General features: G+C 57.7%; 13 protein-coding genes. All 13 read right to left on the bottom strand.

Annotated features, from left to right (window positions below; all coding sequences use genetic code 11):
- Positions 1-47 precede the first annotated feature (47 nt).
- Positions 48-1,268, bottom strand: a complete 1,221-nt coding sequence (locus ACR0DL_RS08785; protein ID WP_480688643.1) for a phenylacetate--CoA ligase family protein — start codon at positions 1,266-1,268, stop codon at positions 48-50.
- 19 nt (positions 1,269-1,287) lie between these two features.
- Positions 1,288-2,121: an ABC transporter ATP-binding protein gene (locus tag ACR0DL_RS08780; protein ID WP_170349612.1), complete on the bottom strand. Its 834-nt coding sequence runs from the start codon at positions 2,119-2,121 to the stop codon at positions 1,288-1,290.
- A gap of 2 nt (positions 2,122-2,123) precedes the next feature.
- Complete coding sequence (locus ACR0DL_RS08775) at positions 2,124-3,353, bottom strand: patatin-like phospholipase family protein (protein WP_480688641.1); 1,230 nt, start codon at positions 3,351-3,353, stop codon at positions 2,124-2,126.
- Positions 3,354-3,417: 64 nt separating this feature from the next.
- Positions 3,418-4,701 (bottom strand): ABC transporter substrate-binding protein, encoded by a 1,284-nt coding sequence (locus tag ACR0DL_RS08770; RefSeq protein WP_170360980.1) that lies wholly within the window; start codon positions 4,699-4,701, stop codon positions 3,418-3,420.
- Positions 4,702-4,774: 73 nt separating this feature from the next.
- Positions 4,775-5,851 carry a branched-chain amino acid ABC transporter permease gene (locus tag ACR0DL_RS08765; RefSeq protein ID WP_170349609.1) on the bottom strand — a complete coding sequence of 359 codons (1,077 nt, stop codon included), beginning with the start codon at positions 5,849-5,851 and terminating at the stop codon, positions 4,775-4,777.
- 3 nt (positions 5,852-5,854) lie between these two features.
- Entirely contained in the window at positions 5,855-6,112 is a 258-nt protein-coding gene (locus ACR0DL_RS08760) for a hypothetical protein (protein ID WP_170411030.1), read from the bottom strand.
- Positions 6,113-6,115: 3 nt separating this feature from the next.
- Positions 6,116-7,102, bottom strand: coding sequence for a branched-chain amino acid ABC transporter permease (locus ACR0DL_RS08755; RefSeq protein WP_480688639.1), 987 nt, complete (start codon positions 7,100-7,102; stop codon positions 6,116-6,118).
- 29 nt (positions 7,103-7,131) lie between these two features.
- Complete coding sequence (locus ACR0DL_RS08750) at positions 7,132-7,950, bottom strand: ABC transporter ATP-binding protein (protein ID WP_170376430.1); 819 nt, start codon at positions 7,948-7,950, stop codon at positions 7,132-7,134.
- A gap of 78 nt (positions 7,951-8,028) precedes the next feature.
- Positions 8,029-9,972 carry an AMP-binding protein gene (locus ACR0DL_RS08745; protein ID WP_170376719.1) on the bottom strand — a complete coding sequence of 648 codons (1,944 nt, stop codon included), beginning with the start codon at positions 9,970-9,972 and terminating at the stop codon, positions 8,029-8,031.
- Between the two features lie 389 nt (positions 9,973-10,361).
- Positions 10,362-10,559, bottom strand: coding sequence for a hypothetical protein (locus tag ACR0DL_RS08740; RefSeq protein WP_170360986.1), 198 nt, complete (start codon positions 10,557-10,559; stop codon positions 10,362-10,364).
- A 195-nt stretch (positions 10,560-10,754) separates the two neighbouring features.
- Entirely contained in the window at positions 10,755-11,153 is a 399-nt protein-coding gene (gene mutT, locus ACR0DL_RS08735) for an 8-oxo-dGTP diphosphatase MutT (RefSeq protein WP_170349603.1), read from the bottom strand.
- 55 nt (positions 11,154-11,208) lie between these two features.
- Positions 11,209-12,435, bottom strand: coding sequence for a bifunctional glutamate N-acetyltransferase/amino-acid acetyltransferase ArgJ (gene argJ / locus ACR0DL_RS08730; protein WP_480688637.1), 1,227 nt, complete (start codon positions 12,433-12,435; stop codon positions 11,209-11,211).
- A gap of 5 nt (positions 12,436-12,440) precedes the next feature.
- Positions 12,441-13,289, bottom strand: a complete 849-nt coding sequence (locus ACR0DL_RS08725) for a peptidylprolyl isomerase (RefSeq protein WP_170376441.1) — start codon at positions 13,287-13,289, stop codon at positions 12,441-12,443.
- Between the last annotated feature and the right edge of the window lie 142 nt (positions 13,290-13,431).

Genomic DNA, 13,431 nt, shown 5'->3' with positions numbered 1-13,431 from the left:
AGAGGAACAATTCTGCGGCACAAACTGCCGCAGAACCCTTTGTTGGACTATTCGTAAACGCGCTGATCCTCGATCACCAACCCGTCCTTGGGCAGCGAACCGGGGGCCACAACCTCAATCGCGCCTTTCAGTTTCAGCACCTCAATTACGGATTTGGCATAGGTCACGTCATCGTCGCGTGGGCTTTCGATCTGAACGGTCATCGTGTCCATTTCCCCCTGTCGCGCGGCGATGACACGGGCTTTGACGATCTCTGAATGTTTGTCGACCAGCGCGGCCACCTGTTCAGGACGCACGAACATGCCTTTGATCTTGGTGGTCTGATCGGCCCGTCCCATCCAACCCTTGATACGCAAGTTGGTGCGGCCACAAGGCGATTGTCCGGGCATGATCGCGGACATATCACCGGTGGCAAACCGGATCAGCGGATAATCTGGGTTTAGCGAGGTCACCACGACCTCACCCACCTCACCCGTTGCAACCGGGGTGCCTGTGCCGGGCGTGACGATTTCGACAATCACATGCTCGTCGATGATCATTCCCTCCATCGCGTGGCTTTCATAGGCGATATTGCCCAGATCGGCGGTGGCATAACATTGCAGACAGGAAATACCCCGGTCGGCATAATCCTGACGCAGCGATGGGAACAGTGCGCCACCACCCACCACGGCAGAAGAAAAGTTCAGCTCCACGCCCATCTCATCCGCTTTGTCCAGAATGACCTTCAGGTAATCCGGAGTACCAGCATAAGACGTACACCCCACATCCCGCGCCGCAGTGACCTGCAGCTCGGTCTGGCCGGTACCGGCGGGCAGCACAGCGGCCCCAACAGCCCGCGCACCACTTTCAAAAATCATCCCAGCCGGGGTCAGGTGATAGCCAAAACAGTTATGGACGATATCACCGGGTCTTACGCCTGCCGCATGCAGGAACCGGCCCATGCGCCACCAATCGGGATCAGTGCTGCCGGGCTCATAAATCGGACCCGGGGACTGGAAAACATGGTGAAAATGCCGCGCCGGTGTGACCGTGAACCCGCCAAACGGCGGCCGCGCCGCCTGTGCCTGCGCCAGTTCAGATTTGCGCAGCACCGGCAGTTTCACCAGATCCTCGGCCGAGGCAACAGCATTGCAATCAACCCCTGCCAGATGCGCCGCAAAACCGGGCGCGGACAACGCCCGCTGAATTTGAACACGCAGCGCCTGCGCCTGATCGGCAGCGCGCTCGTCGGCTGAACGGGTCTCGAGCGCGTCGTAGTAATTCGTCATGACCAGATCCTCCATCCGCTTACAGCCACCTTTTGCGGCGGCGGTATGAGCGCACGTCACGGAAGCTTTTGCGCCCCTCGTCGGACATGCCCAGATAAAACTCTTTCACATCCGGGTTTTCGCGCAGATCGGCCGCCGGGCCGTCCATCACAACACGCCCCGATTCCAGAATGTATCCGTAATGTGCAAACCGCAGTGCCACATTGGTGTTCTGTTCGGCCAGCAGGAAGGACACGCCCTCTTTCTCGTTCAAATCCTTGACGATGCCGAAAATCTCTTCGACCAGCTGCGGCGCAAGACCCATCGATGGCTCATCCAGCAGGATCGTTTCTGGGCGCGACATCAAAGCCCGACCCATCGCCACCATCTGCTGTTCCCCGCCCGAGGTATAGCCCGCCTGCGACCGGCGCCGTTCGGCGAGACGCGGGAAATAGGAATACACAAGTTCCAGATCCTGCTGGATCGCCGCGTTGCCATCCTTGCGAGTATAGGCCCCGGTCAGCAGATTTTCCTCGACCGTCAGGTGTTCAAAGCAATGGCGGCCTTCCATCACCTGAATGACGCCCTTTTCCACCAGATCGGCCGGATCGCTTTCATGCACGCTGGTGCCGCGATAGGTGATCGTACCCTTGGTGACCTCGCCCCGTTCGGACTGCAGCAGGTTCGACACCGCCTTGAGCGTCGTAGTCTTGCCCGCCCCGTTGCCGCCCAGCAAGGCGGTGATCCCACCCTTGGGCACGGTCAGGCTGACGCCCTTCAGCACAAGAATGACGTGGTTGTAGATCACCTCGATATTGTTGACCTCCAACAGGGTTTCGGCCTGTACATCGGTGGTTTGTGCCGCATCCAGCATCGTCAACTCCCGTAGATTTCGTTGATCTTGCGCTCCAACTCAGCCGCGGCCAGCCACGGGATGGGTTGAGAGCTTGTCATGTTCTTCCCCGCCTCGAACAACGCCCCGGTAATACATTTGTCAAACAGGGGTTCGGGGTTCTTGCAATTGAGCGCGGGCAGTTCAGGCGCAACCAATGCCTTAAAGGTCCAAGAGGGGTTCTGTTTCACAACGCGAAGGGTTCGGTCGATCGACTCGCGAAATCCCTGATCGGTGACCAGTTGGAAATTCCGGCCTGCCAACGCGAGGATACCGGGTCCTGGGTCCTTTTCTGCGACAACCAGATCGCCGTTCACCAGCAAAGTTACCCGAATGTCAAATTGTTGCCCTGTGCGCTGCGTAGCTGTTTGCTGACCTTTAGCCAGGCCTTCCAGAAACACGTGCTGGCGCACACCTGCATCCGCATATAGGTCCCCATTGATCTTGCGAGGCGGGAACAGAACCGGAATGGCCGAGCTGGCCAGAACCGCCTCGGACACGCAATCCTCTTTTGTCGCGAAATCATCTGGGGTGGTGGCCAGATACTGACCGATATCCATGATGTCGAACCGCCCGGTTTTTAGATTGACCGCGCCGACCACCACGCTGTTGACCTCTTGCCCGGATTGGCCCGGGTCGGCCCGCTTGGCGATACGATCCAGCAGAGGTTCGTCAATTTCACTTTCGACCAGCCGTTTCAGCTTTTTGGTGCTGAAGACAGAACTGGCCAAAGGAATCGGCGGCACGATTTGCAGCGACAGCACATCGTTCAAATTGATCCTGGTATTGGATTTCAGGCGCGCGTCAAACGCCGCTCCCGCAAATGCCAGAGGGGTAATCAACGCCCCGGCGCTGGCCCCGGTCACGACATTGAAGTCTGGCCTGCCGTTTTCTGTCCAGCCCGTCAGAACGCCTGATGAGAAGGCACCATATTGCCCACCGGTGGTCATAGCCAGAATTTCGACGGGAATGCCCCGTCCATCGCGGTCAAGGTTTGCACGTTGCGCGGCCTGACCTTCGAACACCCGGGCAAACAGATCCGCAGTCGCATCCACATTCGGCGCTGAGCTGCGCCCGACAACGGATTTCGCCGGAACAAAATCTCGGACAAGCCCGGTGCAGGTCGGCCCGTCGATCTCGGGCGCGCTGCACGCAGCAAGCCCAAGTACCGCACTCAGCACTATCCCTGTTCTTATCCGGAGAAACTCCAGCATCACCGCGTGTCCTTGTTTGGGGGTTGGGGCGGCGGATCACCGCCACCCCTTTTTTTGTTGCGCTTTAGTTGCAGCGCCCCTCGAGGTTGTTTTCCGACGCGTAAGCTGCGGAATCCTCGTCGATAAGCGCACCGATCACGTCACCATCTGTTGGTTTGAAGTCAGAAATCAGCGACCAGGTCTTGTTCGCCGCGTCCCACTGCGTCACACCAACCAAAGCGTCGCCGCCGTGGTTTTTGCACGAGACCGAGAAGGTCGGACCAAAGTTCGGCAGGCCCAGCTCAGCCATTTTCTCTTCGGTCATTTCAAGCGCTTCCATACCGTCACGCATGTCAGCCGGAGTGATTTCGGCATTGCCCGAAAGCTCTTGTGCTTTCTTAATGGCTTCTGCAGCCAGCACCGCAGCGTAAAGGCCACGGTTATACAGTACCGTCCCAACCTGATCGCCTGCACCGGCAGCCTTGCCAGAATCGACCACATATTGCTGCAGGTCAGCAAAGACCGGGAAATCCGTGCCCACATTGTGGAAGGTCAGCGCCTTGTAGCCATTCGCGGCCTCACCCGCAGGCACAACGTCATTTTCCGAGCCGGACCACCAGATACCGATGAAATTCTCCATCGGGAAGCGGATGTTTGCGGCTTCCTGTACCGCAACCTGGTTCATGACGCCCCAGCCCCACATCAAGACATAGTCAGGACGGTCGCGGCGGATCTGCAGCCATTGCGACTTCTGCTCTTGACCGGGGTGATCAACCGGTAGGGCCGCGAGCTCAAAGCCGTGCTTCTTGGACAGTTCTTCCAGCGTGCGGATCGGCTCCTTGCCGTAGGCCGAATTATGGTAGACCAGAGCAATTTTCTTGCCGCTCAGATCGCCACCGTTTTCTTCCAACAGATAGTTGATCGCACCTGAGGCCCCGTCCCAATAGTTGGCCGGATAGTTGAACGTATGGCTAAAAACGTCGCCATTCTTAGCCGAAGTCCGGCCATATCCCATCGTGTGCAACGGGATATTGTCCGCAGTCACTTTTGGGATCAACTGATAGGTGATGCCCGTCGACAGCGGTTGATAGACCAACGCGCCTTCGCCCTTGGTCGATTCGTAGCACTCAACCCCTTTTTCGGTGTTGTAGCCAGTTTCGCATTCGACCACGCGGATCGGCACGCCGCCAATGCCGCCATCCCGTTCGTTCAACAGGGTGAAATAGTCGTTATACCCGTCCGAAAACGGGATGCCGCCAGCTGCATAAGGCCCGGTCCGGTAGCTGAGATCAGGGATTACCAAATCCGCCAGAGCCGGTCCTGCGGCCATCAGGGCGCCAAGCGCCGCGGTTGCCAGTGTCAATTTCATCGGGTGTCTCCTCCCTTGGTTGGTCCGATGTTGGGGTCGGGCTTTGCACCCGTTATCTGATTGGGCCTGCCCCTTAGTGCGGGAACGGCCAGAGTCTGAGTTTCTCTTTCGCCACGCGCCAAAGCTGCGCCAGACCGTGTGGCTCAAGGATCAGGAACATGATGATCAGCGCGCCGACAATCACCAGCTGCAGATGCGCCACAATATCGGTGGGCCAGCCCAGCCAATCGGCGCCAACGACTTTCAGCACCACGGGCAGCAACACAAGAAATGCAGCGCCCGCGAATGAGCCAAAAATAGACCCTAACCCGCCAATAATGATCATGAACAGCACCAGAAATGATTTCTGAATGCCAAAGACCTCACCCACTTCGACAGCGCCCAAATAGACGGCAAAGAACAGCGCACCGGCGATGCCCACAAAGAACGAGCTGACGGCAAAAGCGGTCAGTTTCGCCTTCAGCGGGTTCACCCCGATGATCTCGGCGGCGATATCCATGTCGCGGATCGCCATCCAGCTGCGCCCCGTGGTGCCACGCGTCAGGTTGCGCGCAATGATCGCGCTGACCGACAGGAAGATCAGGCAGAACAGATAGGTGGCCCAGGCCGGTGCATTCGGGCCGGTGATGATGATGCCGAACACGTCACGCTCGGGCGCGTTGATCTGGCCCGAAGCGGAATAGTTGTAGAACCACGGTACGCGGTTGAAAAGCCAGACCAGAAAGAACTGCGCGGCCAGTGTAGCCACCGCCAGATAGAACCCCTTGATCCGCAGGCTTGGCAGGCCGAACAGCACGCCGACAATGGCGGTGATCCCGCCCGCCAGAATGACATGTATGAACATGCTGACATCCGGGAACGCGGTCATCAGCTTGTAGCAGGCATAGGCCCCCACGGCCATGAACCCCCCGGTGCCCAAGCTGACCTGACCGCAATAGCCCACCAGAATGTTCAACCCGATCGCTGCAATCGCATAGATCAGAAACGGCAACAGCAACGCATTGGCCCAGTAATCATTGATGAGGAACGGAATGATCCCAAAGGCCACGGCGAGCACGACATAGTACCGATACCGGTCGAACTTGATCGGAAAGGTCTGGTTGTCATCGATGTAGGAGGTTTTGAAATCCCCGGCCTCACGGTAGAACATGACTTATTTCTCCCACTCTTCCTGCGCCCGGTTGCGGGCCTTGGCATCCAGTTGGTTCGATCCTTTGGCGTATCCGCTCGCCTCGGAACTGCGCACCAGTTTCATGTAGGCCAGAACGCCCGTGATCAGCCCGGCAAAGGCCAGAATCGCAGCGACCACCAACTGGCTTTCGGTCAGATCTTCCGAGGTGACGGCGATATAGCCAAAGGCCCAGAACCCGGCCCATGCGATGACGTTGATGATGGCGATCAGTTTGGTCATGCCCTACACCCTCTCGATGATTTTCTCACCGAAGAGACCTTGCGGTCGGAACACCAGGAAAATCAGCGCCAGAACATAGGCAAACCAGTTCTCGGTCGCACCGCCAACCAAGGGGCCGATGGCGAACTCGAACAGTTTCTCACCCACACCGATGATCAGCCCACCGACAATGGCGCCTGGGATCGAGGTAAACCCGCCCAGCATCAGCACCGGCAACGCCTTAAGCGCGATCAGCGACAGCGAGAACTGAACGCCCGACTTGGTGCCCCACATGATGCCCGCGACCAGCGCCACGAACCCAGCCACCGACCAGACCATGATCCAGATGAAGTTCAGCGAGATGCCAACCGACAGTGCTGCCTGATGGTCATCGGCCACAGCGCGCATGGCCCGGCCCTGTTTGGTATACTGGCTGAACGCCACCAGGGCCGCCACCAGCAGCGCCGCAATCAGGGTCGCCACGATGTCCAGATTGTCGAGGAAGAAGCCATAACCGAAGATGTTATAGGTGCTCTCATCAATCCACAGGTTGATGCCCTGCGGCAGGCCTACATCCAGCGTCTTGATCTCGGACCCCCACATCAGGTCGGCCACACCTTCAAGGAAATAGGCCAGCCCGATGGTGGCCATGAACAGGATGATCGGCTCTTGCCCTACCAGATGACGCATGACGAACCGCTGTACCGCCCAGGCCAGCAATACCATGACACCCATGGTCAAAAGGATCGCCACAAAAGCGGGCACATTCCACCCGAAAGTATGAACGTGCGTGCCAAAAGTCGCGTTGATCACATGCGCAAAGGGCACCTGCCCGTTCATGACCCCGACCAGCGTCATCGCCGCAAACAGCGCCATAACGCCTTGGGCATAATTGAAAATCCCCGAAGCTTTGTAGATCAGAACAAAGCCCAGCGCGACCAGCGCGTAGAGCACCCCGGCCATCAGACCATTGAGGATGACCTCCATCGCGAATACGAGTTGTTCAGGCATCTGCGCCTCTCCCCATGTCTGTCCGATGCTCAGTCATGACTGACCCCCAGATAGGCGTCGATGACGTCCTGATTGCTGCGCACCTCATCCGGGGTGCCGTCGCCGATCTTTTTTCCGTAATCCATCACGACCACGCGATCGCTCAGGTCCATCACCACGCCCATATCGTGTTCGATCAAGGCAATGGTGGTGCCGAACTCGTCATTCACGTCTAGGATAAAGCGGCTCATGTCCTCTTTTTCTTCGACATTCATGCCCGCCATCGGCTCATCCAGCAGAAGCAGCCTGGGTTCGGCCGCCAGCGCACGGGCCAGCTCGACCCGCTTTTTCAGCCCGTAAGGTAGGCGCGAGACCGGAGTTTTTCGGATGTGCTGGATTTCCAGAAAATCGATGATCTTCTCCACCGCCTCGCGGTTTTCCACCTCTTCCGCTTCTGCCTTGCCCTTCCACCAGGCCTGCTGAAAAATGTTGGTCTTCATAAAGTTCAGCCGTCCGGTCATAACGTTGTCCAAAACGCTCATACCTTCGAACAGAGCGATGTTCTGGAACGTCCGCGCAATGCCTTGCTGCGCGACCTCGAATGGCCGCATCGGTGGGCGCTTGGCCCCGTGAAACCAGACCTCACCCTCTTGCGGGACATAGAACCCGGAAATCACGTTCAACATCGAGGATTTACCTGCCCCGTTCGGCCCGATGATGGCGCGGATCTCACCCTCGCGAATATCAAACGAGATATCCTTGATCGCCACCACACCGCCAAACCGCAAAGTGATGTTCTTCATCTCCATCACCACACCGCCGATCTTGCGACCGTCTTCGGTGACATATCCTTCGGAACTATCCAGCATCAGTCACTCCCTGACCTACGCAAAAACGGGATGGCGGGCGGGGCGATGACCGCAGGTCGAGCGGCGCTCGGCGACCCATCATTCCGCAGCCACTTTATGTTGAGCGACCGGTACAACCGGCGCATCTACGATCTCAAGGGTGGCGCTGATTGATCCCTTGCGGCCATCCTCATAGGTTACTTCCGTTTTGGTCGAGACGGTCTCTGACCCGTCATACAGCGCCGCGATAATGTCGCTGAACTTGTCCTCGACAAACCCGCGCCGCACTTTCCGCGTGCGGGTCATCTCGCCGTCATCCGCATCCAGTTCCTTGTGTAGAACCACAAAGCGATGCACCTGACAGCCCGACAGCATCTCGTCGGCGGCAACAGATTTGTTCACCTCTTCCACATGCGCCTTGATGGTCTCTAACACCTGTGGATTCGCCGTCAGTTCTTGATAAGACCCGTAGGCCACGTTGTTACGTTCCGCCCAATTGCCCACTGCTGTCAGGTCGATATTGATAAAGGCCACGCAGCGATCCTTGCCGTTTCCGAACAAAACAACTTCAAGGATGTCAGGATAGAATTTCAGCTTGTTCTCGACGTATTTCGGCGCAAACATCGACCCGTCGGCCATCTTGCCCACATCCTTTGCGCGGTCAATTATCCGCAAATGCCCTGAGTTCTCTTCGATGAAACCGGCATCGCCAGTGGCAACCCATCCCTCGGCATCTTTGGTCGAGGCCGTGGAATCCGGGTTTTTGAAATACTCAACAAAAACACCGGGCGAGCGATAGTGAATTTCTCCCTTGTCATCGATCTTCAACTCGACATCCGGCGCTGGCACACCAACCGTATCCGCGCGTACTTCGCCGTCCGGTTGCACGGTGATGAACACGGTGGCCTCGGTCTGGCCGTAGAGCTGTTTCAGATTGATGCCAAGGGATCGGTAGAAATCGAAAATCTCGGGCCCGATGGCCTCACCCGCCGTATAGCCCACCCGGAACCGACCATAACCCAGCGTATCCTTCAGCGGGCCGTAGACCAGCAGATTGCCCAGCGCGTATTTCAACTTATCACCGAGGCCCACGGGTTTGCCATCCAGCAGCAAACCTCCGACCTTCTTGGCATGCGCCATGAAGTGATGGAACATGCGCTGCTTCAGCTTGCCCGCGTCCTCCATCCGGATCATCACGTTGGTCAGCTGTGTTTCGAACACGCGCGGCGGGGCAAAGAAATAGGTCGGTCCGATCTCGCGTAGATCGGTCATCATCGTATCGGCGCTTTCGGGGCAGTTCACGCAGAACCCGCACCAATAGGCCTGACCGATGGAAAAGATAAAATCGCCCACCCAGGCCATCGGCAGGTAGGACAGGATATCCTCGCTCTGGGTCAGATGATCGAACTCGGCTGAATTCTTGGCGCTTTCGATGACGTTGCGGTTCGACAACACCACGCCCTTGGGCTTGCCGGTAGTGCCCGAGGTATAGAGCATCACGCAGGTATCGTCATAAGTGATCGCAGCGATGCGCTTGTCCAGTTCCGCATCGAACCGGGCGTGACCGGCACGGCCTTCGGCCATGATGTCGTCCAGCGCGTTCATCTGGGAATGGTCGTATTTCCGCATCCCCCGCTTGTCGGTATAAAGGATGTGTTTGACCTGGTGCAGGTTTTCCTGAATCTCGATGACCTTATCGACCTGCTCTTGATCGCCGCAGACAACGTATTTCGCGCCGCAATGCTCCAGTACATAGGCCATCTCTTCGGCCACCGCGTCCTGATACAGCGGAACTGGCACCGCACCGACCATTTGCGCCGCGACCATCGACCAATAATGCGCCGGGCGGTTGCGACCGATCACAGCAATATGGTCGCCCTTTTCAACACCCAACTCGAGAAACCCCAACGCGATGGCACGAATTTCCTTAGTCGTCTCAGCCCAAGTCCAGCATTGCCAGATGCCGAATTCTTTCTCTCGATAGGCCGGGGCGTCCCCGAACTGTGTCGCGTTTCGGTGTAGCAGCGCAGCAAGGGAGTGCATCCCCTCGGCGCCCGACTGCGTCTGAGCCAATCTTCCTCTCCTCCACATCCGGCCTCTCCCCGGGCCGGAAAAAGCGGACCCGAGGATCAACCCCGGACGCCAACGCCCGATTAAGGGACGCTTGCACGATCAGCGTCAACTTTTTCCTGATGTTTTCTCAATTCTTACGAATTGTAACAACCAAGACGTGGTAAAACCTGACCGATCTCGGGTGTGGAAATTGCAAACCTAAACCGAACGATCAGATAATCAGCCCTGACCTACTATCAAATGCTCTGATCGTCAGGAACGATTTGCCGCCGCAGACATCGGTCTTGCGGAGGTCTTCTAATGGCTAAATATTCTGGATTACCACTTAAGACACGGCGCGTTGGGCGCTGGTAAAAAATTCAGAAAATCGCGTGTTGATGAAGGCCGACAACAACAAAGGCCGACGCCGCAATGACCAATGCAGACGCGAAATACTTGAAACTTAGCTGTTTCTTTTCAGGCTTCATCGTCCATGTCGCCCATTTGTTTTGCAATTCATTGTTGGTGGAACTTGTATCGCTTTTCATAACATCACCAATCCGATCTGCGCCATTCAATCTGCGTAGCCGCCCCTGACCTTATCATTGAGTAATTCTGCAGACAGGCACCATTAGGTGTTTTCGACTCGCCGTAAGCTAACAGAGTTTGCATCAACAATATTAAATACAGAAGCAACGCGTTGTTCACATTGCATTCACATTCTCTTGGTTGAAAACGGAACTGATTTCGTTCCGACGTCCAATCTGACGGATTTACAGCCAGTCCCGCAAAATTGGGATCAGCGGCACATCTGCTGCAGGCATCGGATAGTTTCGCAGCTCATTCGCGCGCACCCATTTCAGTGCCTGCCCTTCTTTAGACTGCGGGATCCCCTCCCACTTGCGGCAGGCAAACAAGGGCATCAACAGGTGAAAATCGTCATAGCTGTGACTGGCGAAGGTCAGCGGGGCAAGGCAGGAGGCCCAGGTGTCGATGCCCAGCTCCTCATGCAATTCGCGGATCAAGGCGGCTTCGGGCGTTTCTCCGGCTTCGATCTTGCCGCCGGGGAACTCCCACAAGCCCGCCATGGATTTGCCTTCCGGGCGCTGCGCCAGCAACACCCGGCCCTCGATGTCGATCAGGGCGACGGCAGACACTAATACGGTTTTCATGGTCGCAATCCCGGACGCAAAACCGGGCTCCACTTTTGCTGGAATTGCTCCGGTTTCACGAGCGATAATCCGCGTTGATCTCGATATACCCGTGGGTCAGATCGCAGGTCCAAACGGTGGACTTACCTTCGCCCAGCCCCAGGTCGACCGAGATCACCAGATCCTGACCTTTCATATAGGCGGCGGCGGCGTCCTCGCTGTAATCGGGGCTGACCCAGCCTTTCTCGGCCACCAGAATGTCACCGAAAGAAATGCTCAGCAGGTCCCGATCCGCCGCGGCACCCGATTTTCCGATGGCCATAACAACGCGGCCCCAGTTCGGGTCCTCGCCCGCAATTGCGGTTTTGACCAGAGGGGAATTGGCAATGGCCAACCCATGCACCTTGGCATCTGCGTCCGAGGTGGCCCCAGTCACGCGGATTTCCACGAATTTCGTCGCACCTTCTCCGTCGCGCACTACCTGCTGCGCCAAATCCAGCATCACGCCTTCCAGTGCCTCGGCAAAGGCGACATTGCCCGTCGCATCCACGCCTGACGCCCCGGTCGCGCACAGCAACAGGCTGTCCGAAGTTGAGGTATCGCTATCCACCGTGATGCAGTTGAATGTCCGGTCCGTCTGCGCGCCTAGCAGCGCCTGCAGCGCCGACTGTTCGACCTGCGCATCGGTGAAAATGTAAACCAGCATCGTCGCCATATCCGGGGCAATCATGCCTGATCCCTTTGCAATCCCCGCAATAGAGACTGTTTTTCCATCAATCTCGACCTGCGCGCAGGATCCTTTCGGGAACGTGTCTGTGGTCATGATCGCGCGCGCGGCATCCTCGACCGCGTGACGGCTGAGGCCCGCTTTCAGAGCCTCAAGCTGCGCCACGATACGCTCATGAGGCAACGGCTCACCAATTACGCCGGTGGACGAGGTAAAGACCCGTTCGACCGGAACACCGGTGGCCTTGGAAACTGCCTGTGTCACCTCGGCCACCGAGGTCTGACCATAATGACCGGTAAAGGCATTGGCATTGCCTGAATTCACCAGGATCGCAGCTGGTCCCTCGTTGGTTCCTCCGATCTTGTCCTGACAGTCTAGGACCGGGGCCGCGCGTGTGGCGGAGCGGGTGAACACCCCCGCCACCGAAGTGCCGGGATCCATCACCGCCAGCATAACATCAGTACGGCCCTGATAGCGCACACCGGCCTCGACCGTGGCGAACCGCACACCGTCAATCGCGGGCAAATCGGGAAAGGCCGCCGGGGCCAGCGGAGATACCTTGGTGATCGTGGCCACGGGGGTTACTCCTGAAGCAGTTCGATCTGACGCAGCGCCTCGGGGCCAGCACCCTCGGGGGCGGGACGATCGATGTCGGCCTCGCGAGTCAGCTCGTCGATCCGTGCCTGAATGACGCCCTGTTGCAGGGTTTGGGTCAACTCGGCGCGTACCTGTTCCAATTCAGGCGCTTCGGTTTTGCGCTTGTCGTTCAGGGTGACCAGATGCCAGCCGAACTGAGTTTTCACCGGCTCGGAAATCTGGCCTTTGTCCATCGCGATCACGGCCGCCTCAAATTCCGGGACCATCTGACCGGGTCCGAACCAGCCCAGCTCACCCCCGTTCGGGCCCGACGGGCCGGTGGAGTGTTCTTTGGCCATCTCGGCAAAATCGGCGCCGTCATCCAGCTGTGCCTTGATTTCTTTGGCTTTGTCTTCCGTTTCCACCAGAATATGGCTGGCGTTGAACTCGTCCGAACCTTCGAAATCCGCGTACTGGGCGTCATAGGCGTCTTGTATCACGTCGTCGGTCAGGTTTTCGTCGATCAACGCATCCACCGCCTGCACCGCCCGCATGGATCGCGTCTCGTTTTCCAAGGCCAGAGTGTTCAGTTTGCTCAAAGCGTCCTGCTGCTGGCTCAACAATTGTTGCTGGATTAGCTGATCCAGAATCAGATCATACAGAACATCATCTTCGATCTGCTGGTACTGCTCGGGCAGCGCGGCTGCGGTGGCGATGATGTGACCCAATGTGATTTCATCACCGTTCACACGAGCGACCACGGTGGCGGCATCAGGTTTGGTTTCGGCGGCCAATGGCAGGGCCATCACAGCAGCAAGCGCCAACGATGGCAGAAAAGTGAGGCCTTTGGGCATGGAATCATCCTATTTCTTTGCCGCGACAGGGCGCAGCGTTGACACTCTGGGACCTGCCGCTTACATCGCTTTGAAGCCTTGGACAGGGCCGCCTTTCACCCCCCGTATCTATGGGTTGCGCGCAAGGTGGGCAAGCCTGTCG

This window comes from Ruegeria sp. BB5 (genome assembly GCF_056539405.1).
The sequence above is the reverse complement of the archived record's forward strand: the minus strand, read 5'-3'. Positions and strand labels throughout refer to the sequence as shown.